The organism is Methylocella tundrae (genome assembly GCF_038024855.1).
GTDB lineage: Bacteria > Pseudomonadota > Alphaproteobacteria > Rhizobiales > Beijerinckiaceae > Methylocapsa > Methylocapsa tundrae.
The window spans coordinates 30,925-52,279 of the sequence record NZ_CP139088.1; the positions used below are offsets into that span (position 1 = coordinate 30,925).

Sequence of the window (21,355 nt, forward strand, 5' to 3'; positions counted from 1 at the left end):
AGGATGAACTGGATCGCCATTGGATCGCCAGCCGACATTCCTCTGCGCGGCGCCCGCTGCGTGGTGACGCCTAAAGGCAGGGTCGCCGTGTTTCGCACGGCCGAAGAGCAATTCTTCGCCATGGAGGATCGTTGCCCGCACAAGGGGGGGCCGCTCAGCCAGGGAATCGTGCATGGGGCGGCTGTGACCTGCCCGCTGCACAACTGGGTCATTTCGCTGGAGACGGGCCGGGCGCTCGGCGCCGATGTGGGCTCCGTGCGGACGATCCCTCTCAAGCTCGAAGGCGACAGTCTTTTTCTCGCGCTCGACGCGCTCGCGATTGAGGCTGCGTGAAATGGCGGAGGTGACGGATGCGCGCGTGGTCAACACCACGTGCCCCTACTGCGGGGTAGGATGCGGCGTGAAGGCCGAGATCGCCCCGGATGGAAACGTCAGCGTTCGCGGCGATGGCGAACATCCAGCCAACTTCGGGCGCCTATGCTCCAAGGGGTCGGCTCTCAACGAGACGATCGATCTCGAAGGACGCTTGCTGCATCCGCACATAGGCGCGCGCCGCGCGAGCTGGAACGATGCGCTTGATCTCGTGGCTTCGACATTTTCCCGAACCATCGCGGAGCATGGCCCGGAGTCGGTGGCGTTTTATGTCTCGGGCCAGCTGTTGACGGAGGACTATTATGTCGCCAACAAGCTGATGAAAGGCTTCATCGGCTCGGCCAACATCGACACCAATTCGCGTCTCTGCATGGCCTCTTCCGTCGCAGGCCACCGTAGAGCCTTTGGCGCGGATATAGTGCCTGGAACATATGAGGATCTAGAACTCGCAGATCTCATTGTCCTGGTGGGGTCGAATCTCGCCTGGTGCCACCCTGTGCTTTACCAGCGGATCGCCGCCGCGAAGGAAAAGCGGCCCGAAATGCGCGTCGTGCTCGTCGATCCGCGCCGCACGATGACCGCCGACCTCGCCGATTTTCATCTGCCGATCCGCGCCGACGGCGACGGCGCGTTGTTCGCCGGCCTCCTCGGCTGGCTTGCGGACCACGAGGCGGTGGATCGCGACTATGTCGCCGCGCATACCACAGGCTTCGGCGCGGCGCTGGCGGCGGCCCGGTTAGTATGTCTCGACGAGATTGCCGAACAGACCGGCCTTCAGGCGGACGAGCTCACCAGCTTCTATGCGCTCTTCGCCGGCGCCTCGAAGGTCGTCACCGTATACAGCCAGGGCGTCAACCAGTCGTCGACCGGAACGGACAAGGTCAACGCCATCATCAACTGTCATCTGGCGACCGGGCGGATAGGCAGGCCGGGAATGGGGCCGTTTTCCGTCACGGGCCAGCCCAACGCGATGGGCGGCCGCGAGGTCGGCGGCCTCGCCAACATGCTCGCCGCTCACATGGAGATCGACAACCCCGATCATCGTGACCGCGTGCAGCGTTTCTGGCGCTCGCCCTCAATTGCCGATCGGCCGGGACTGAGGGCGGTCGATCTATTCCGCGCCGTCGCCGACGGACGCATCAAGGCGCTCTGGATCATGGCGACCAATCCCGTCGATTCTTTGCCGGACGCCGCATCAGTCGAGGCCGCTTTAAGAACATGCCCCTTCGTCGTCGTTTCGGATGTGCTGGCGCAGACCGATACGATTCGCCACGCTCATGTCAGGCTGCCCGCCGCGGCCTGGGGCGAGAAAGATGGGACCGTCACAAACTCGGAGCGGCGCATTTCGCGCCAGCGCGCCTTCCTGCCGCTCCCCGGCGAGGCGCGGCCCGATTGGCGGATTATCTGCGATGTGGCGCAGCGGATGGGTTTCGCCAATGCCTTCTCCTACGCGTCGCCGGCCGAAATTTTCAGTGAGCACGCCGCTTTGTCCGCGTTCGAGAATGATGGTGCGCGGGCCTTCGACATCGGCGCCCTTGCCGGAATTGACTTGGCGCATTTCGACGGGCTGGGACCGTTTCAATGGCCGCGCCCGGACGGGGATGCGCCCGCGGAAACCCGCTTCTTCGGCGATGGCCAATTTTTCACCCCTGACCGCAAGGCGCGTTTCATCGCGATCAGCGCAATCGCCGATACGCGAACGAGCAGGGACTTCCCGCTGATCCTGAACACCGGCCGCGTGCGCGACCATTGGCATACGATGACGCGCACGGGAAAGAGCGCCCGTCTTTCGCAGCATCTCGCCGAACCCTTCGTTGAAATCCACCCGGAAGATGCGGCTCGCTATGGCATTGTGGACGCCGACATCGTCCGCGTTTCGACCATGGGCGATGCAATCCTCGTCCGCGCCCTGTTGTCCACCAGGCAGGCGCGTGGATCCGTCTTTGTTCCGATTCATTGGACCGATCAGTTCGCGGCCAGGGCGCGCGTCGACATACTCGTCCCGGGCCTCACCGATCCCCATTCGGGTCAGCCCGCGTCCAAGCACGTTCCTGTTCGGGTTGCGCGCTTCGAAGCCGCTTTATACGGCTTTGCGGTTGTTAATGAGCATCCGCCAATGATTGAAGCCGATTATTGGGCGCTGGCCAAATGCCGGGCTGGCTGGCGCGTCGAATTTGCTTTCGCAAAGGCGGACCGAGACTGGCCGTTATTTGCAGCGGGCCTATTCGGTCGTGCGGTCGGAGCGGATTTTCTCGCCTACAATGACGCGACGGCAGGCCAGCAGCGCTTTGCATGTTTCGACGGTCAGCGCCTCGCGGGAGCGTTGTTTCTCGCCCCTCAACCGGTTGCCGTATCGCGCGACTGGGCCGTCGAGCAATTAAGCGCGGAATTTGCCAGTCAGCGCGCGCGCGTCGCCGTTATCGCCGGCCGTCCCGGGCGCGGCCTCGCCGAGCGGGGCGCCACCGTCTGCTCCTGTTTCGGGGTCGGCGCCAATCAGATCGCCGTCGCCGCCAAGGCAGGCTGCGTCACGGTTGAAGCGATAGGGCAGGCCCTGCAGGCAGGCACGAATTGCGGGTCCTGCAGGGCCGAAATCAAGGGGATCATCAATGCATATCGTCTCCAGGCGGCCGAGTGACCGCAGAGCCGCGCGCATGGCGCCATTGTCCGTCCTGCCGGTCTTTTTTAGGCTGCAGGGCAGGCAGGCTGTTGTCGCTGGCGGCTCGGACGCCGTGGCCTGGAAGGCGGAGCTGTTGATCGCGGCTGGCGCTATCGTCCATCTATACGCCCCAACCGAAACGCTCGGAGAGGCGTTCGCGCGTCTCCTCGCAGCCGAAGGAAGTGGGGACCGGATCATCCATCGCGACCGAAACTGGGGCGTTGATAGTTTCGCCGGAGCGGCTCTCGCCGTCGCAGGCGCCGAAACGGATGCGCAGGCGTTCCGTGCGGCGGCTCAAACAGCGGGCGTGCCGGTCAATGTCATCGACCAACCGGCTTTATGTGATTTTCAGTTCGGCTCGATCGTGAACCGCTCTCCCGTCGTCGTTGGCGTTTCAACCGATGGCGCGGCGCCGATCCTCGCGCAAGCGATACGCCGGCGAATCGAGACGCTTCTTCCCCAATCCCTGTCCGCGTGGGCGGCGCTCGCACATAAGATGCGCGCTGCGCTCAACGAGCGGCTGCAACCGGGCATGGCGCGCAGGGCATTTTGGGAAGGCTTCGTCGAAAGAGCGTTCGGGCCCGCGCCGACGAAAGAGGATGAGACCGCGCTCATGGGCCAATCTGATCGATGCGCGGCGGTCAGAGCGTGGCGGATGGGGCAAGTCACGCTGGTCGGCGCCGGGCCAGGCGATGCGGAGCTCCTGACGCTCAAAGCCGTTCGCGCGCTACAATCCGCTGATGTGATCCTTTTCGACGATCTCATTTCCGACGAGGTGCTGGAGCTCGCCCGTCGCGAAGCGAAGCGCATCCTCGTCGGAAAACGAGGCGGACGCCCAAGTTGCCGTCAGGATGACATCAACGAGCTGATGGTGAAGCTGGCGAAAGCCGGCAAGCGGGTGGTGCGCCTGAAATCGGGCGACCCGTTGATTTTCGGCCGCGCCGGCGAGGAGATCGCGCGGCTCGAAGCGGAAGGCGTTCCGGTCGACATAGTGCCCGGCATCACTTCCGCATTCGCCATGGCGGCCGCTCTTGGCGTGTCCCTGACCCATCGCGACTACGCGAAATCCGTCCGCTTCGTCACCGGCCATTCGCGCAAGGGGGGACTGCCAGAGGACCTTGACTGGAATGCGGTGGCGGACCCTTCGACGACGACGATCTTCTACATGGGAGGCCGCACCGCCGGACCGATTGCCGACAGACTCATGGCGCGAGGCCTCGCCGCCACGACGCCGGTTGCGGTGGCGTCGGCCGTCAGCCGGCCCGGACAGCGCATATGGATTTGTACGCTCGAAACTCTCTCTTCGACAATGGAAGGGGTCGCAGAAGCTGATCCCGTCATTATCGGCGTCGGAACGGCATTTGGAAGCGGAAGAAAAGATACGGCGGACGCGAACGGCTTTTTGCCTGGCTCAGCTCTGAAAACAGCCTTGCTCTCATGAATGCAGCAAGGCGCGCCGCGCCCGTCGCAAATTTGAGTTCGTTTATGTGTTGCGGCGGCCTCGAGAAACTGCGGCGCCGGCATGCCAAAAGCGACGTTTAGCCTAGCAAATTCTTTTCGACATCATCCAACGCCTTCCGCATTGCGTCTAGGATCAGTTTATCAGCGGCATTTTGATCGACGTCCGGCACATCCCAGTCGAATATCGCGCGATACTTCTCGACCAGATCTTTCACGTCAGAGGTGAGTTGAGCGCGATGCCTATCTAATTCCACCTGTTCGATCTCTGCCACTCTATTCTCCTTAATGTTCAAATGGCGTCCCCGCGGTCATTCCGGTTTCGACGCGGAGAGCCGAGCGCCAGATCCAGCCTCGAAGGCGAGCGGACCTCCGCAAATGTGGCGCCCCCGGTCTCTCCGGACAACTGGTTTCGGCAATGGCCTTCCTAAAGCGAACGGAAATTCGCCGCGGGCGCGAGGCGGAGGTCGCGGCAGCCGGGCCGCCGAGGCGGCAAACGCTTCTGATGACGGCCCGTCGCGCTGGCGACCCTCACATTCGAAAGTGGCGCATAACATGCATGAAATGGCGGTTTGCGAGAGCCTGAGGGAGGCCATTGAAGATCTGGCGTACCCAGAACTTCTCCCGCGTCACATGTGATCAAAGCCATGCGAAGCCGCGCAGGCGCGCCATGGAAACCTGTTTCGGAGGGGAACGCATCGTCGGCATGCTCGTCGGCGATCAACCGCCCCGGATCTGCTGAATGAATAGCTGAGCCATAAGGAGAGTCTCTTGATGATACGTTCCCTGTTCCGCACCACATGGGTTGCCGCCGCGCTCGCGCTCGCGCCCTCTCTGGCTTTCGCCCACACGGGCGTCGGCGATACTCACGGCTTCGTGCATGGCTTCCTGCATCCCGTGACAGGCATCGATCACGTGCTCGCGATGGTGACGGTTGGCGTCTTTGCCTGGCAGCTCGGCGGCCGCGCGCTATGGCTGGTCCCGGCCAGCTTTGTCATCGTCATGGCGCTCGGCGGAGCGACCGGAATGGCCGGAGTTGGTCTGCCCTTCGTGGAGTTTGGCATCGCGCTTTCCGTCATCGTGCTTGGCGCAATGGTGGCGCTCGGCGTCAAGGCGCCGCTCGCGGCCGGCGTCGGCCTCGTCGGGCTTTTCGCCATCTTTCACGGCCATGCGCATGGCGCGGAAATGCCTGAGAACGCCGCGGGGCTCGCTTATGGGCTGGGCTTCGTGCTCGCAACCGCTCTTTTGCATCTTGCCGGCGTCGGGCTTGGCTTCGCCACCGGGCGCCTCGGCGACAGGAAGGGTCCGGTATGGTTGCGCAACGTGGGGGCCGCGGTCTGCATCAGCGGCTTCGCCTTGGCGCTCGGCGCCCTCTGAGCGGATTTTCAGGCCCGGGCGTCACGCCGCCCGGACCGTCTACGCAGATGTTGCTTGGAAGCGGCGCTGGCGCCCGCGCCCGCGCCATCAGGATCAGTTCAGTAACCGATGGGCCATTATCTGCTGATGGAACAAAAGTTGGCGCGACCGGAACTGCTCGAAATCGAAGAGTTGAGCGCGTTCTGATCGGACAGGCCGATCAGCCTCATCGGCATATCCTGTAGCTGTCGCAAATTCTGTCTCGGAGCAGCCGCCGCGGGCGCCGAAATCCGCGGACGGCGGGGCGTCTTGAGTCGCCATAGGGCGCCCCCGATCGTCGCCTCCACGCGAAGGGCGCCACAGCCTTCCCGGTGCAATCTATCCTCTGTGCGCCACAACTGGCAACAAGAGCGTCATCTGCCTCCCCACGCGATCAGAGCAGAGCACAGCTCTTCGCGTAGCCGGTCCAGCCGGCGCTTCGGGCTACAGACAAGAGGGGGCGTTGCCTGTCCTGTAGGCGGTTGAAGAATGCGAGACATCGTTCCCGATTTGTCACGCTCACGATGGCGCGCAATCAGGGCCAGGGCTTATCGGCCGCGCTGATACAGACGCCATAGTTGGGACCACCGATATTGCCGCCGACGGTTCGCGCGGCAATGTGTCGCGAACACCATTGTGTTATATGACTAAGAACATACACAATATGAGACAGTTGAAAAATCGTGTTTTGCGTGCGCCGTCCTGATGTGCTGAACAGAGTCAATCTGCGGACACATGCGCCCGCATTGTTATCGCCAGCAATATATTAAAATATATTATAAGCTATTATCGCAAGGCTCGGTGCGGACTATGTATCTCTCATCGATTTTGGAAACTTCGAGCTCTACGAGGAGATACAAAAATGAAGATACTAGGTCTTGCCGCCGCCGCACTGGCCCTTGCGCCGTCCGCGACGGTTATCAATGCGACGCGGGCTTATGCCGCGCCAGAATCAACTTACGCTATGACAGTTAGCGCCGATAATAGCGACGCTGACTGGGCGACCTCTCTAGTGCAGGAAAACGAGGGAATTCCCAACCCGAATCGCCACGGACGGTGCATGTTGATGAGCCGGCCTGTGAGTGACGGGCATGGTCGCCTCCTTGGCTATCATACATTCAACGTCTGCAGCTAATAAGCTACCCGCAGAGGCCAGCGTCTCCCGGAACACAGTTGCGGGAGACGCAGCCGTCGGTCTAGGGCATATTCCGATCGGGTCGTTTCGATCTGATCGACAAGAATATGCTCAGTTTTTGTATCTGGAGCGCTTTCCGATCGAATGACTCTTTCGATCGCAAAGCGCTCTAACGCATTCATATGCTGATCGCACTCGACCTGTGGTGGTATGCGCGCGAAAGCCCATTCAGTCCTGATGTTCGTTCGACAGTGCGAACAGTAGGGGCGCCAGCGCGGGGCTTACGCAGCGGAGTTAAAGAGCGCTTTCTCGGGCGCGCCCAGTGATCAAGCGGCGCGGCGATCTGAACACGCCTCCTGCTCCCATTTCCCTTTGGATCTGCAACAGCCGGTTGTACTTGGCGATGCGCTCGCTGCGGCAAGCGGAGCCGGTCTTGATTTGGCGGCCCCATGGCGACGGCGAAATCCGCCATGAAGGCGTCTTTGGTCTCGCCGAACCTGTGTGAGATGACGTAGCGCTCTCCGGCTTCGCGGCATAGGCCGATGGCCTGGGTCGTCTCGCTGACGGCGCCGATCGTTGCGGTCGCCCTGGGCCGCCGTCTGCTTCGCGAAGCCTTTCCAGAAGATTGGCGCGGGCGGGCGCCGACAGCCCAGCCGACGCCGTCGCGGGCGAACGGGTCGATGACGCCGGCCAAATAGCGCCAAACTCCCCAGCCATCCAACGGCGCCTGCCTTTGGTCGCGCCAGTATCGCAAAGGCAAATATAGGCTGGCGCTTATTGAAGAACGATTCTAAGCTTCGGGGAATGCTTTTTCCGCGAAACTTAGGAAAAGCGTGCTGTAAGTCGCCGCGCTGCGTAAGTTCCACGGAGAAATCATGCGTCATCGTCCCCGCTATCGCGAATTTTGTCGCCAGTTGTGGACCGCGCTCGTCGGCTCGGTCGCCGCATTGTCGGTGCTGTTCGCGACTGGTTTGGCGGTTCGAGCGAATGCTGCGGGCAACGGTCCGGGGCAGGGCGTTTCTTCCGAGTTTCGCGAGCCGGTAACGCTGGCGAGCAAGGACGGCGTCCTTGAGGTTAGGCTGACCGCGCGTCAGGGGGCGGCCTCGCTGGATACGGTGAGCAAGCCCGTCCAGAACTTCCTGCTCTTCGACTATGAAGTCATCCGCGGTGCGCCGTCGGATGGAAAAATGTCCGGCGGCGGCCTCTATCCAGCGCCGACCTTGCAGGTTTTTCCGGGCGAGACCCTGATCGTACATCTGGACAACGCACTGACCGACCTGACCATCGCGGACTACTTCAGTCCGCAATATACAGCAGTGAACGGCGTTGTTCCGCTTTACCCGATACAAATGAAGTCGTCGCCGGTGAATCTGCATATTCATGGCATTCACGTCAGCCCGAAAGGCAATTCCGACAACGTCATGCTGCACATCGCGGCGGGAATGTCGAACACTTATACCTACAACATTCCAAAGAATATGCCGCAGGGGGCGTACTGGTATCACAGCCACCTTCACACCTTGACGGGGCCGCAGACCTATACCGGTCTGGCCGGGCTTCTGTCGATCGGGCGCACGGACGGCAACCTTCCGGTGGTGACGGAAAAGCAGATCCCGATCCGTAACATGCTGCTTCAGTACAATTTCGTTTTCGATCGCGCTGGAGGCCTGGCGCAACTCGACAACCCCGACTGGCCGCAATATGTCAGCACGATGGCGCCGCCCAAAGGCGACGAACTGGCGAAGGGCGTCTATCGACCGCTGCTTGCCCCCGTCAACTTCACCCAATCCAAGGTTGGCGCCACCTACTTCACCGTCTGGTATGCAGGCCCGCTGTCGATCAGCAACGACCGGGGGCTTTTTCAGACGATTCCCAGCAATCTTCAAACCTTCACGGCGGCTAATGGCCAGACCGACAAGGATGTTCCGGCCGATCCGTCGCTGCCGGACAGCAAGCGGGACGTACAGTTCACGGTCAACGGGCAGTTTGAACCGACCATCAGGAGCAAGCCGGGCCAGACCGAGATCTGGGTGCTCGCGAATGTAAGCGACTTTGCCTATATGAGCGTCCAACTGACAGAAACCGCGACGGGCCGGCACCCGCTGATCGCAATCGTGGGGCAGGACGGCAATCCCTATCCGGCCGTGCATTACCCGGTCACGGAAAACGGGACTCGTCTGGTCATCTCACCCGCCAGCCGGTACGCGATCGCCGTGACGATGCCGGCCGAAGGCGATCTGGTCCTCGAGATGCCGCCCCGGGGCGGAGGCGCAAAGACGATTACCGCGCCCGGCGTGCTCTACACCAGCAATGGAACGGAAAATCCTCCCGCGGTGCTCGGCAGCCTCAGCGTCCTGCCTTCCGCCGTGAGCTATGTCGACGGTTTCTTCGCCTTTCCCACCCAGGTGCTGGCGAGGGCGGTCCCCTCACAGGGGAAGGGGGTGACGACGGCCTTCGTCGAGGGGCAAAAGCTGGGCGCCTACACGTCCTTCGTCGAGCTTGCCGACACCAAGCCCGACGTAAAGCGGCAAATTCTGATTTCCGGCGGGTTCCTGAACGACAAGGCGACCGCGGCCGACCCGAAGGCCTTTGTCTACGCCTTCGATAGCGCGGCATTCCCCAACATGCCGCTGATCCAGCCGCGCCTCGGCTCCGTCGAGGAATGGAAATTCGTCAACCATAACAATGACGAACACCCCATCCACGTCCACGTCAACGACTTCCAGGTGGTTGACTATTTCGATCCAACGACAGGCGTGCACACGGGCCCGGACCATTTTGGCGCCGACAACAGCAACGCACCGGCCCCGACCATGCAGATCGACGAGAGCGTGATCCAGCCGGGGATCCTGTCGATCCGCACGCGGTTCGACGATTATATCGGCCTGTTCGTTATGCATTGCCATCGCCTCAACCACGAGGACAACGGATTGATGGCGCTCATCAACGTCATACCGGCGGTGTCCAGCTACGCGGTGGCGGCGCCGGGCGGCGCCGGCAAGCCGACGGAGGTGCGCCTGTTCGACGGCAAGGACGACCGCCACATCGCCACGGTGGTTCCCTTCCCCGGCTACGAAGGCAATGTCAGCATCGCCCTGGGCGACGTCGATGGCGACGGCGTCCTCGACCTCATCGTCGGCGCAGGCAAGGATCATGCGCCGGAGGTGGTCGTCTATTCCGGCAAGAACACGGCCGCCCGGCCTTTCGAGACCGAACTGGCGCGGTTTCAGGCCTTCCCCTCCGAAATGCGCGGCGGCGTCTCCGTGACCGCCACCCAGATCGACGGGACGACTTCCGACAACATAGTGGTCGGTTCGGGCCCCGGTTCGCCAAGCGAAGTGCGGGTGTACGGCACAAGTCTGCCGGCGTCGCCGGGTGTTGCGCCGCCGCTCTTTTCGTCCTTCAAGCCCAATGGCGACGACACGTCCGGCGTCAGCCTCGCAGCCGGTTTCATCGATTTTTCGACCGGCCGGAACAGCCTCGTCACTGCTTCCGGTCCGGGAAGCGTCGGAATGGTCAAGGTGTTCGTCTTTCCGCTGACGACGCCGATTGCGCATGGCGACGCGCAGAAGGCCGCGATCGACAAGCCGGTAAACACGACCTCGTTCGCGCCGTTCGGCGCAGAGTACCGTGGCGGCGTTTCCATCGGAACGGGCTGGCTCGCCGGATCGCTCGGCGGCGCCAAGCGCATCATCGTCAGCCAGCTCGCGGACAAGGGCGCCGTCAAGGTGTATTCGAGCGGTTCGGCGCTGGATGGAGGTCCCGCCATGTATGTGGAAAATCCCGCGCACCACGATCATGGCGCCAAGTTCCGCGAGATCGCGAGCTTCGAGCCGTTTGCCGGAGCCTCTGGCGCACAGGTCGCCACGACGAGCACGACGATGGGCGCGAACCTGCTGGTAAGCGGAACATCCCCGCAAGGCGCGCGCGTCCTCAAGTTCGATTTCGTCAGGGCGGACCCAAAGGCTACGGTTCTGCAGCCGGTGCTCCTGGGCGAGATCGTATCCCCGGAAGGCGCGCGATCGGTCGTCGTCGGTGGCGACTAGGAGGAACCGGTTTTGAGGAACTCTACGCAACCTGCGCGGCGCCACGCCGCCCCGGATTTTAAGAAAAGGGTAAGGTCATAGAGGCTTCGCGACGAGAATTCATGAAGTTGGCCGCCGTAAGCGGCATCACGCTCGGCGTTTCGCGCCTTGCCCTGGCTGAGACGTCCACTTTTCTGGCGCGCGAAACGCTGCCCGGAAGAGGCGTCCTGAAGCCGGCGGTCGGTCGCGTCGACGGCGTCGCCAAGGTGACCGGCGCCAAGCTCTATGCGTCCGACTTCCGGGCCTCCGATCTTCCCGGTTGGCCGGCCAATACGTCCTATGCTCTGCTGGTGCGCGCAGCGGACGCAACCCATGTTTATGCGGGCTTCGACCTGACGCGGCTGGGCAAGGCCGCTCAGCCTATAGTCGTGGTGACGGCCGAGGATCTCGCGCGCATTGGGGTGCGCGTACCGGAATTCTACGCCGGCGATCTCTTCTGCCCGGCCGGCAAGACTCCGTCCTATCTCGGCCAGCCGGTGGCTTTGCTGATTTTCGAGACGTTCGACGCCTTCGACAGGGCGCGGCTCGTTTTGCACGACGGCGATTTCCTAAAATTCGGCGCTGAAACCGGCCCGGTCGCCGTCCCGAACTACGGCGCGTTCCGTTTCACTCGCGTGGCCGGCGCGACGCCTGACGCTCCCGATATCTATTCGCCGCTTCAGGAAGGCTGGATAAGCCCCGGCATCCTTGAGAGTTCCGGCCGGCCGATCTGGAAGCCGCTTCCGGTCGCCAAGGGCGGTGAGTACGTCAAGGGCGCGACCCATGGCGAGGCGATACGCGCGCAGCTTGCCGCCAAGAACCCGGCCGTCCTGACGCTCGACCGTGAATTCGAGACGCAGTCGGTGGATCCGATGTTTCTCGAGCCCGAATGCGGGCTTGCGTGGTATGACCCGCATGCCGCGAACCTCGAAATCGTGCTGGGCGTGCAATCGCCCCTGGAAGCGACTGAGGCGGTCGCGTTCCTCCTCGGTGAAGCGAAGGCCGATTTCAAGCCGAAGAACATCGATGCCCAGTTCGCCTATGTTGGCGGGGGCTTTGGCGGCCGCGACCACACGCCGTTTCCGCTCTACGTGGCGCTGGCCGCGATGTTCTATCCGGGCCATGCGGTTCGCCTGGCGCATGATCGCCTTCAACAGTTCCAGGGCGGCATCAAGCGCCACGCATTCAAGATGCGGTCTCAGATCGGCGTCGATCGGGCGAGCGGAATGATCACGGCGTTCGCGGCCGACCACGTCCTCGACGGCGGCGGCCTGATGAACTACTCGATCAGCGTTGCCGTGGTCGGCGCTACGGGCGCGATCGGCATCTACGATATTCCCAAGGTCGACGTGACCACGGTGGCCGTTCATTCGCGTGGCGTCACCGCCGGATCCATGCGCGGCTATGGAACGCTGCAGACGATGACCGCGCTTGAGGTGCTGGTCGACGAGGTGGCGACCGCGCTGCCGATCGATCCGATCGAGTTCCGCCGGCGCAACGCATTGCGACCCGGCGGCCGGACAATGACCGGCAATCCCTATTCGGTCTCGGTGCGCACCCAGGAAATCCTCGACAAGCTCGACAATCATCCGATCTGGCAAAAGCGCGCTGACGAGAAGGCGCGTGCAAAACCAGGGTTCGTCGTCGGCGCCGGTGTTGCTTGCTCCGCCAAGGATTACGGAACGGGCGCGGATTGTTCGCTCGGATCGATCCAGATGGATCCGGAAGGCCGCATTTCGATCCACGGCGACGCCGTGGAGATGGGTAACGGCATCGGAACCGCCCTCGCCCATCGAGCCGCGCTCCATATCGGCGGCATCGCCGACGAGGTGACGGTGGCGCAGGTCGATGCGTTTGACACGCTCGAACTCACGACGTCCGGCGACGCCTACACGATCACCCAGGCGGCCCAGGACGAAGCGGCGAAGAACCCGCGCTGGGTGCCGGCGATCAGTTCGGCTACCAGCGCCTCGATCGGCGCCCACGTCGGAACTCAGGCGGTAGCGGAGGCGGCGCGCATCATATTTCGCTTCGGACTGTGGCCCGCTGCGCTCTCGCTTTGGGGCATCGAACGGACCGATCCGAGAGCCAAGCAGTCGGATGAGGCCTACTGGCAGGGGGAGACTTTGATCATGGCCGGGCTTTCCCCGCTGCCCTTGTCGGCGATTGCCGCAAAGGCGCATGCCCAGAAGGGCGTGACAGGCGCCATGGCGCACGCCTTTTCGCGCTGGGCCTGGTCGCAGGGAACGTTCGACATTGCCGGCGAGGATTGGTCGGCCGACATCGACGCGCTGGCGGTGCGTTACGGAGGCGGCGAGTTCACGCGCCTCGATCGCAAGCAGGTGGCCTTTCCGCCCACCGACTACAATCGGATCGGCACAGCCTTTTCGTCGCTTTGCGGCACGCTGGTTCGCATCGAGATCGAGCGCGCGACCGGCGCGCTCCGCATCGCGAAGGCCTACAGCGTCCTGGAATGCGGCAAGGCGCTCGTTCCCGAGGTGGTGCTTGGGCAATCGCACGGCGGGTTCGCGATGGGCGTCGGTTACGCGCTGCTCGAGACTTTGCCCCCGTTCGAGGACGGCCCCGGCAACGGGCAATGGAATCTCGGCCAATATCTCGTGGCGCGCGGATCCGATTTGCCGCTGCATGACCTGGAGATCGAGATTCTGCCTCCGCTCGCATCAAACGAACCGCCGAAAGGCATGGCCGAGGTGGTGATGATTCCTGTCGTTCCGGCGCTGCTGAACGCCATCTTCGACGCGACGGGCCACCGCTTCCAATTGCTGCCGGTCACTCAGGATATGCTGAAGCGAGCGCTCGCATGACGAAACTTGCCCTGACGATCAACGGTCGCGCTCACGGACCCATAGACGTGCGCGACGATCTGACGATGAACGATTTCCTGCGCGAATTCCTGGGGATGACGGGCACCAAATTCGGATGTGGCGCCGCACAGTGTCTGAGCTGCGTGGTCATCGTCGATCTGCCGGACGGGACCAGTGAGACCAACCCGACCTGTGTCGCGTCGGCGGCAAGCTTCCACGGCAAGAAGATCCGCACCATCGAGGGACACGCCGAGGACGGCCAGCTGACCGTGCTGCAGAAAGCCTTCATCGAGCATTTCGCGTTCCAGTGCGGCTATTGCACACCGGGTTTTCTCAACGAGGGTCAGGTTCTGCTGGAGCGATTGGCGAGAACGCCGGTGGCCCGCGCCGATCTCGAAACAACCATTGCCGAAGCGCTCGACGGCCACCTTTGCCGGTGTACAGGATACGTCAAATATCACGAGGCCATGCGGGACGTGATTCTCGCCAACCCCCGGCGTTTTTTGAAAAGTAGCTGAAGATGAGACCCGAATGGCCGCGCCCGGTCCTGATCCTGGCATTCATGCCGGTCAACGTCGCGGCGGCTGACGCAGCTGGGTGAGCCGCGTCGGGCACCGGTCCGAATAGGCTGGCCTCGCCGGCGAGTTTCTCGGCCATCGCCAATATCAACCAGCGCTCGGCCGCTTATGATGGCCGCGGCCAGTCCACTCTTTCGCGTCCGCGCCCCATGGGGTAATGGCGCGGGATCTTCTCTGGATGGCATCACATGATTCGTCTCGACAACATCGGTAAACAGAACGGCAGGCAGATCGTCTTCGTCGAGGCGTCGGCGGCGCTCCAGCGAGGCGAGAAGGTCGGTCTGGTCGGCCCTAATGGCGCCGGCAAAACGACGCTCTTCCGGATGATCACGGGGCAGGAGCAGCCAGACGAGGGTCAGGTGGTCGCCGATCGAGGGATCACCATCGGCTATTTCAGCCAGGACGTCGGCGAGATGTTCGGCCGCAGCGCCGTCCTGGAGGTGATGGACGGCGCCGGCCCCGTGAGCGCTGTCGCGGCCGAGTTGAAGGAACTGGAAGCCGACATGGCGGATCCGGACCGCGCGGATGACATGGAGGCCATCATTGAGCGTTACGGCGAGGTGCAGGCGCGCTTCGAGGACCTTGGAGGCTACGCGCTCGATGGCCGCGCGCGAGAAGTCCTGGCGGGCCTCAGCTTCAACGAGGAGATGATGGACGGCGACGTGGGCGCGCTCTCCGGGGGGTGGAAGATGCGCGTGGCGCTGGCCCGCATCCTTCTGATGCGTCCGGACGCGATGCTGCTGGACGAGCCGAGCAACCATCTGGACCTCGAAAGCCTGATCTGGCTGGAGGACTTTCTCAAGGGTTATGACGGCGCGTTGCTGATGACCTCGCATGATCGCGAATTCATGAACCGCATCGTCACCAAGGTGGTGGAGATCGATGGCGGCGCGCTGACGACCTATTCGGGCGACTACGAATTCTATGAACAGCAACGCGCGCTGAACGAGAAGCAGCAGCAGGCCCAGTTCGAGCGCCAGCAGGCGATGCTCGCCAAGGAGATCAAGTTCATCGAGCGCTTCAAGGCGCGCGCTTCTCACGCCGCGCAGGTGCAAAGCCGGGTGAAGAAGCTGGACAAGATCGAACGGGTGGAGCCGCCCAAGCGCCGCCAGTCGGTCGCCTTCGAGTTCCCGCCGGCGCCGCGCTCCGGCGATGACGTGGTGAGCTTGAAAAACGTGCACAAGCGTTACGGCAATCGGAGCATCTATGAGGGTCTTGACTTCGTGGTGAGCCGCAAGGAGCGCTGGTGCGTGATGGGCGTCAACGGCGCCGGCAAGTCCACGCTGCTGAAACTGGTGGCCGGCTCCGCACAGCCGGACAACGGCACGGTGGCCTTGGGTGGAAGCGTCAAGATGGGCTATTTCGCCCAGCACGCCATGGATCTGCTCGACGGCGAGCGCACGGTGTTCCAGTCGCTGGAGGATTCGTTCCCGCAGGCGGGGCAAGGCTCGCTGCGGGCGCTGGCCGGCTGCTTCGGATTTTCCGGCGACGACGTGGAGAAGAAATGCCGGGTTCTGTCGGGCGGCGAAAAGGCCCGGCTGGTCATGGCCAAAATGCTCTACGATCCGCCGAACTTCCTGGTGCTGGACGAGCCCACCAACCATCTGGACATCGTTACAAAGGAGATGCTGATCACGGCGCTGTCGGAGTACGAAGGCACCATGCTGTTCGTCTCACACGACCGGCACTTCCTGGCGGCGCTGTCCAATCGGGTGCTCGAACTGACGCCGGAGGGCATTCACCAGTATGGGGGCGGCTACACGGAGTATGTTGCGCGGACAGGCCAGGAGGCTCCAGGGCTACGAAGCTGAGGCCGGCGACGGCGCCCGGCCGGACGATCACCCGCCGGGCGAGACTGTCAGCTGAGCTGACGGCGATCCGGCAGCTCGAAGGGAGATTTAAAGACGGCGCCTGCTCCCAGTTCCCCTTCGATCTCCAGCAGCCGGTTGTACTTGGCGATGCGCTCGCTGCGGCAAGCGGAGCCGGTCTTGATTTGGCCGCCCCCCATGGCGACGGCAAAATCCGCCATGAAGGTATCCTCGGTTTCGCCGGACCGGTGCGAGATGACGTAGCGCCATCCGGCCTCGTGGCATAGGCCGATGGCCTGGATCGTCTCGCTGACCGTGCCGATCTGGTTCAGCTTGATCAGCACCGCATTCGCTGTCTTCTCAGTAATGCCTCTTTGAATGAAGACGGGATTGGTCACAAAGATGTCGTCGCCGACGATCTGGATGCGGCCGCCTTGCGTTGCCGTTTGTTTGGCGAAGCCTCCCCAATCATTCTCATCGAACCCATCCTCGATAGAGACGATGGGATAGGCGTCGATCCAGCGTTGGTACAGCGCGATCATGTCGTCGCTCGATTTGCGGCCTTGGCCGGATTTGGCGAGATGGTAGGCGCCATCCGCATAAAAAGAGCTGGCCGCCGGGTCGAGGGCGATGGCGATATCCTTGCCGGGCGCAAAGCCCGCGGCTTCGATAGCCTCGACGATGAGTTCGCAGGCTTCTTCGTTGCTCTTGAGGTCGGGCGCGAAGCCGCCCTCGTCGCCGACCGACGTGGCGTAGCCCTTCTTGGTCAGAATCTTGGCCAGCATGTGGAAGGTTTCAGCGCCATAGCGCAACGCCTCGGCAAAGCTCGGGGCGCCAACCGGCATCACCATGAATTCCTGAAAATCCACGCTGTTATCGGCGTGCTTGCCGCCGTTGAGAATGTTCATCATCGGCACAGGCAGCCGTGTCGCGCCGGGACCGCCGAGATAGGCATAAAGGGGCAGCCGCGAGGTTTCGGCCGCAGCCCGCGCCACGGCCATCGAAACGCCTAAGATGGCGTTGGCGCCGAGCCTCGCCTTGTTGGGCGTGCCGTCGAGCGCAAGGAGAAGGGCGTCGATCTCAGCCTGCCGGACCGGGTCACGGCCAACAAGCTCCGGGGCGATCAGTGTGTTGACGTTTGCCACGGCCTTAAGGACGCCTTTGCCGCCATAGCGGGATTTGTCGGCGTCGCGTAATTCGACCGCTTCATTCGCGCCGGTTGACGCCCCCGATGGCACAGAAGCGGACACTCTGATGTCGTTATCGAGCCCCACATGCACGCGCAGGGTCGGATTCCCCCGCGAGTCGAGAATCTCATGGGCGGTGATCGAAGAAATCCTACTCATGGCGGACCTCCTTGGTGGCAGTCGGCATCGGCGCCGAACGCGCGGGACGGCGGACATCGATCGTGCATTTATTCGTTGAGCCAGAGAATGATCGGTTGGCCGACATTGCTGTTTCCAGTCAGTGACACATCAAAACCGGAATGGCGGTCGCCTCCAATATTCGCGAAGTGGCGCCACCCAAAACCCACTCCAGCAATCTGTTTCGACGATAAACGCCCATCACGAGAAGATCGGCTCCGAGCTCGGTTGCCGCGGATAAAATACAATCGCCGACATTTTGATGATTCTGCTTCACACTGAGGACGACGGCGTCGAGGCCATGCTCCAGCAGAAGCGCCTTGGCGCCCTGCGCCTCGCCGGAGCCGTCATCCTCTGCGACCACGACGATCGAGATTGCTTTTGCGTGCGCCAGCCAGGGCAAAGCCGCCAGCACCGCCCGCGCTGCCGGCTGCCCCTCTTTCCAGGCGATGGCGATGCGCGGGTTGTTTGGCGCCTGGCCGTTTTCCGGCGTCAGCAGGAAAGGGCGACCCGTATCGAAGATCGCTGCGTGCAGCGCCTCCCGGCCATCGGCGGTATGATGAGGGCGCCGCGCTGGATCTGGCTTCCCAAGAACGATCAGGTTTGCGTTCCTGCCGAGATCGGCGACCTCGCCGCGCAGATCTCCGAGGACGTCGAGCCATGTCGCAGCCGCGTAATCGGAGTCTTTGCGATCAGCCAACCATGCATCGAAGATCGCTTTAACCGCAGCGGCTTCGTGCTTGTTGACGTTTTCAATTTCCTCGCGACGCGCATCGGAGAGGATTTCTTCCCCGACAATAATGGTCGCTAGCGGGTCGACCCTGACGTGAAGCACGTCGATCCGGTCCGCCTGCTCGACATTCGCCGCCCTGTCGGCCATCGCCAGAGTGGCGGCGGCGGAGCGCTCATGCGTCAGAATTGCAAGAATGCCATGCGTCATTTTTCTCCTTCCGGCCCTATCCGACCTCAAAAATGGGTTGACCGCAGATTGACGCCCGTCGCGAGAAGATAGCCGAGCCAGACAAAGAGCAGACAGAGAAAAACCGAAAAAATGACATAGGCGCTGGCGCGGATGAGTTCACCCGATTGAGCCAGCTCCAAGGTTTGGAGACTGAAGGACGAAAAGGTCGTGAACCCTCCGCAAATGCCGACCATGACGAAAGTGCGGATCTCCGGCGATACAGAAAAGCGTCCATCCGCGCCGGTGAGATTGGCGAACAATCCAATGAAAAATGAGCCGCCAATGTTGATCAGCAAAGTGCCCCAGGGGAACGTCGGCCCCGTGAGGCTTGCGACGAAGGAGGCGAACCAGAAGCGGGCCATTCCCCCGAGTGCGCTCCCGAGGGCGACCCATAAATACGAAAAGATCATGTGATAGATGTCTCCAAAAGCAGAATCGAACCCGATGCGGCTTCCCGCCTTGCCTTCCCTTTTCCCGGTCGCAGCGCCGCCTGGCGTCGCCAGCGGCTTGCGCTTGCCGAAGTCGGTTGGGCGCCCCTCTGCTTGGCGTGCCGTTGAGATCAGGAACCGGAATCGAGAACAGGCTCGCGATCAATGCAAGAGCCAGCCATGGCGCTGCGAGCGCCCAAACGGCGATCACGATTCATTCCGGCGCTGGCGGGACCATTGAGGCTCCAGAACGCGTCCGCGGCGGCCGCGACTGGAATAGGCGTCCTTCCGGGCGCAAACAGCCACGAAAGCAGGTCGTCCCGACCGTGATATTGGGAAAATGCACAAAGAACTCCTCCCGCTATGGCGGCGCGGCAGGAGTCATCAGCCTCTTCGGCGATTTCGGGGAACCCCATCCCCATCGAATTCGGCAATTGTATTCAAGAAACAAGCGTTGGCAAGGCTGGAAATTCCGCTTGTGAGCTGCTGGCGCCTTTCAAAGAGACGGTGCGGAGATCGGCCAATGGTTGACACGCGAGCGATGCCGCCTCCATCAAAGCGGAGCTTGAGAACGGCGCTTTTGGCGCTCGTTCGAGGCCCAACCGGACGCTGTTTGCGCCAAACGATATGGCCTGAAGGGACCGCGAGAGCCACGCGGCTTCTCCCTTCTCGTCCTGACCACAAGAGCAGGAACGCCCTGATGCTGACCGCAGCGACCCGAACTGAACTGGAAAGCCTGCTTGCCGACGATGCGCCCCACGGGGATCTTACGACCGACGCGTTGGGCATCGGGGCGGCTTTGGGCGAGATGAGGTTTGCGGCTCGCGACGCAATGACGCTCGCGCTTGCCGAGGACGCGGCGGCGATCATCGAACTCACCGGGTGCAGGGCTGAGCTTTTCGCGTCTTCGGGCGACGCGCTGCAAGCTGGCGCGCCTATCCTCATGGCGCGCGGCCCGGCCGCAGGGATTTTGCGGAGCTGGAAGGTAGCCCAGACTTTGATCGAGATCTGGTCCGGGGTCGCGACGGCCGCGCGCGAGATGGTTGATGCGGCGAAAACGGCGTCGCCGCATATAACGATCGCCTGCACGCGCAAGAACACGCCTGGCGCGAAGCGCTTCGCCGCCGCGGCGGTCAGGGCCGGCGGCGCGGCGATGCATCGCCTCAGTCTTTCGGAGACAGTGCTCGTGTTTCCAGAGCATCTCGCTTTTCTCGAGGAACCGCTCGCCGCGTCGCTCGTGCGCCTACGACTTGCGGCGCCGGAGAAGAAGCTGGTGATCGAGGCGCCGACCATCGCAGCTGCGATTGCCGCGGCGGACGCGGGCTTTGACGTAATCCAGGCTGAAAAGTTCGCGCCGGCGGAGATCGCGGCGCTCGTTGCAAGGCTTGCGAAGGCGCAACGTCGGCCCGTGATCGCGGCCGCCGGGGGCGTCAACGTCGGGAACGCCGCCGCCTATGCCGCGGCGGGAGCCGACGTCCTTGTCACCTCATCGCCCTACATGGCGCGCCCGCGTGACGTGCAAGTGCGGATAGCCCGGACGCCTGCCGCGCCGGCTTAAATCCGTTCTGGCATTTCGAGGACTCTCACACAGCTTTCGCGCCGTCCCCTCGTGAGCCGGGGTACGGAACCGACGCCACGGGCGATGCCCGGCCCGCATACATGTATGTCATCAGGCGCGGACCGGCGGCGTATTCTGTTCGCAGTTCCGAAATCTCGAAACCGGCCGCGCGAATGAGATCATCGACTTTCCGGTCGAGGTGACAGCCCCCGGAGACGTGTCCCCAGACCGGCGTCAATCGTCGTTGCCAGCGTCCGACCGCCGGGTCAGGCGACAGACCATGCTCGACAAAGAGCAACGCGCCGCCCGGTTTCAACACCCGATGCATCTCGCGCAGCGCGGCAAGTGGATCCGGAATCGAGCAAAGCGTCCAGGTCATCACAAGCGTGTCAACGCTGGCGTTCGGCAGCGGGATGCTTGTCGCCGACGCCAGAACAAGATCCGCCCGCGCGCCAGCTTCGGCCGTTCGGCGGTGCGCCATCGCCAGGAGCGGTTCCGAGGGATCAAGGCCTATGATCGATTCGGCCCCGCCACCATAGAACGGCAGATTCAGTCCGGAGCCGACGCCAATTTCAAGCACGCGGCCGCGCGCTTGCGAGACCAGCTCGCGGCGATACTTCCCGAGCTGGCGCTGGCGCATCGTCAGATCGAGAAGCGGCGGGAGAACCCAGCGTTCGTAGAAATTCATGGCCAATCGCATTGGTGAGAGCGGCAAATGCTCGATAACACGACCATTAGCCGCTGTTGTATCAT

The 21,355-nt window shown here is 62.8% G+C and carries 14 protein-coding genes, 1 pseudogene and 1 riboswitch; of the genes and pseudogenes, 9 read left to right on the plus strand and 6 right to left on the minus strand.

Features of this window, described 5'->3' with window-relative positions; genetic code table 11:
- Nucleotides 1-3 precede the first annotated feature (3 nt).
- From nirD to cysG, 3 genes are read left to right on the plus strand one after another with little or no spacing between them, the layout of a single operon-like run.
- Nucleotides 4-333 carry a nitrite reductase small subunit NirD gene (gene nirD, locus SIN04_RS01145; RefSeq protein WP_134493123.1) on the plus strand — a complete coding sequence of 110 codons (330 nt, stop codon included), beginning with the start codon at nucleotides 4-6 and terminating at the stop codon, nucleotides 331-333.
- Nucleotide 334: 1 nt separating this feature from the next.
- A complete protein-coding gene (locus tag SIN04_RS01150) occupies nucleotides 335-3,007 on the plus strand; it encodes a nitrate reductase (RefSeq protein ID WP_134493125.1) in 2,673 nt (890 codons plus the stop codon).
- Nucleotides 2,979-4,469, plus strand: a complete 1,491-nt coding sequence (cysG, locus tag SIN04_RS01155) for a siroheme synthase CysG (protein ID WP_134493127.1) — start codon at nucleotides 2,979-2,981, stop codon at nucleotides 4,467-4,469. Before SIN04_RS01150 ends, cysG begins: the two co-directional genes overlap by 29 nt.
- A gap of 97 nt (nucleotides 4,470-4,566) precedes the next feature.
- Here cysG and SIN04_RS01160 read toward each other — a convergent pair whose 3' ends face one another.
- The gene (locus tag SIN04_RS01160) at nucleotides 4,567-4,761 is read right to left on the minus strand and encodes a hypothetical protein (RefSeq protein WP_134493129.1); all 195 of its coding nucleotides are present in this window, start codon (nucleotides 4,759-4,761) and stop codon (nucleotides 4,567-4,569) included.
- Between the two features lie 502 nt (nucleotides 4,762-5,263).
- On the opposite strand from SIN04_RS01160, the gene SIN04_RS01165 reads away from it, so the two are divergent.
- A complete protein-coding gene (locus SIN04_RS01165) occupies nucleotides 5,264-5,863 on the plus strand; it encodes a HupE/UreJ family protein (protein ID WP_134493217.1) in 600 nt (199 codons plus the stop codon).
- Nucleotides 5,864-7,310: 1,447 nt separating this feature from the next.
- On the opposite strand, the pseudogene eno (SIN04_RS01170) reads toward SIN04_RS01165, so the two are convergent.
- Nucleotides 7,311-7,590 (minus strand): annotated as a pseudogene (eno, locus tag SIN04_RS01170) (phosphopyruvate hydratase); the annotation flags it as partial.
- A 301-nt stretch (nucleotides 7,591-7,891) separates the two neighbouring features.
- Here eno (SIN04_RS01170) and SIN04_RS01175 point away from each other — a divergent pair.
- The 4 genes from SIN04_RS01175 (at nucleotide 7,892) to SIN04_RS01190 (ending at nucleotide 16,294) form a co-directional block, all read left to right on the plus strand.
- A complete protein-coding gene (locus SIN04_RS01175; protein WP_134493131.1) occupies nucleotides 7,892-11,062 on the plus strand; it encodes a multicopper oxidase domain-containing protein in 3,171 nt (1,056 codons plus the stop codon).
- A 101-nt stretch (nucleotides 11,063-11,163) separates the two neighbouring features.
- Nucleotides 11,164-13,905 carry a xanthine dehydrogenase family protein molybdopterin-binding subunit gene (locus SIN04_RS01180; protein ID WP_322847419.1) on the plus strand — a complete coding sequence of 914 codons (2,742 nt, stop codon included), beginning with the start codon at nucleotides 11,164-11,166 and terminating at the stop codon, nucleotides 13,903-13,905.
- Nucleotides 13,902-14,423: a (2Fe-2S)-binding protein gene (locus SIN04_RS01185; protein WP_134493137.1), complete on the plus strand. Its 522-nt coding sequence runs from the start codon at nucleotides 13,902-13,904 to the stop codon at nucleotides 14,421-14,423. The genes SIN04_RS01180 and SIN04_RS01185 overlap by 4 nt, the downstream gene beginning before the upstream one ends.
- A 248-nt stretch (nucleotides 14,424-14,671) precedes the next feature.
- Entirely contained in the window at nucleotides 14,672-16,294 is a 1,623-nt protein-coding gene (locus SIN04_RS01190; RefSeq protein WP_134493139.1) for an ABC-F family ATP-binding cassette domain-containing protein, read from the plus strand.
- Between the two features lie 47 nt (nucleotides 16,295-16,341).
- On the opposite strand, the gene eno (SIN04_RS01195) is transcribed toward SIN04_RS01190, so the two are convergent.
- The 3 genes from eno (SIN04_RS01195) to crcB form a co-directional block, all read right to left on the minus strand.
- Complete coding sequence (gene eno, locus SIN04_RS01195; protein ID WP_134493141.1) at nucleotides 16,342-17,637, minus strand: phosphopyruvate hydratase; 1,296 nt, start codon at nucleotides 17,635-17,637, stop codon at nucleotides 16,342-16,344.
- 118 nt (nucleotides 17,638-17,755) lie between these two features.
- Nucleotides 17,756-18,595, minus strand: coding sequence for a universal stress protein (locus SIN04_RS01200; protein ID WP_134493143.1), 840 nt, complete (start codon nucleotides 18,593-18,595; stop codon nucleotides 17,756-17,758).
- A gap of 26 nt (nucleotides 18,596-18,621) precedes the next feature.
- Entirely contained in the window at nucleotides 18,622-19,026 is a 405-nt protein-coding gene (gene crcB / locus SIN04_RS01205) for a fluoride efflux transporter CrcB (RefSeq protein ID WP_134493145.1), read from the minus strand.
- Between the two features lie 386 nt (nucleotides 19,027-19,412).
- Nucleotides 19,413-19,473, minus strand: a riboswitch (Fluoride riboswitch).
- Nucleotides 19,474-19,744: 271 nt separating this feature from the next.
- Between crcB and modD the strand changes: the two genes are divergently transcribed.
- Nucleotides 19,745-20,602, plus strand: coding sequence for a ModD protein (gene modD, locus SIN04_RS01210; protein ID WP_134493147.1), 858 nt, complete (start codon nucleotides 19,745-19,747; stop codon nucleotides 20,600-20,602).
- 25 nt (nucleotides 20,603-20,627) lie between these two features.
- Here the strand turns inward: modD and SIN04_RS01215 are convergent, their stop codons facing one another.
- Nucleotides 20,628-21,290: a class I SAM-dependent methyltransferase gene (locus SIN04_RS01215; RefSeq protein ID WP_134493149.1), complete on the minus strand. Its 663-nt coding sequence runs from the start codon at nucleotides 21,288-21,290 to the stop codon at nucleotides 20,628-20,630.
- Nucleotides 21,291-21,355 lie beyond the last annotated feature (65 nt).

Coding starts and splice junctions, on each gene's coding strand:
- SIN04_RS01180 (WP_322847419.1), top strand. CDS start 11,164: ATGAAGTTGGCCGCCGTAAGCGGCATCACGCTCGGCGTTTCGCGCCTT.
- eno (WP_134493141.1), bottom strand. CDS start 17,637: ATGAGTAGGATTTCTTCGATCACCGCCCATGAGATTCTCGACTCGCGG.
- SIN04_RS01150 (WP_134493125.1), top strand. CDS start 335: ATGGCGGAGGTGACGGATGCGCGCGTGGTCAACACCACGTGCCCCTAC.
- SIN04_RS01175 (WP_134493131.1), top strand. CDS start 7,892: ATGCGTCATCGTCCCCGCTATCGCGAATTTTGTCGCCAGTTGTGGACC.
- nirD (WP_134493123.1), top strand. CDS start 4: ATGAACTGGATCGCCATTGGATCGCCAGCCGACATTCCTCTGCGCGGC.
- crcB (WP_134493145.1), bottom strand. CDS start 19,026: ATGATCTTTTCGTATTTATGGGTCGCCCTCGGGAGCGCACTCGGGGGA.
- cysG (WP_134493127.1), top strand. CDS start 2,979: ATGCATATCGTCTCCAGGCGGCCGAGTGACCGCAGAGCCGCGCGCATG.
- SIN04_RS01200 (WP_134493143.1), bottom strand. CDS start 18,595: ATGACGCATGGCATTCTTGCAATTCTGACGCATGAGCGCTCCGCCGCC.
- SIN04_RS01215 (WP_134493149.1), bottom strand. CDS start 21,290: ATGAATTTCTACGAACGCTGGGTTCTCCCGCCGCTTCTCGATCTGACG.
- SIN04_RS01190 (WP_134493139.1), top strand. CDS start 14,672: ATGATTCGTCTCGACAACATCGGTAAACAGAACGGCAGGCAGATCGTC.
- SIN04_RS01185 (WP_134493137.1), top strand. CDS start 13,902: ATGACGAAACTTGCCCTGACGATCAACGGTCGCGCTCACGGACCCATA.
- modD (WP_134493147.1), top strand. CDS start 19,745: ATGCTGACCGCAGCGACCCGAACTGAACTGGAAAGCCTGCTTGCCGAC.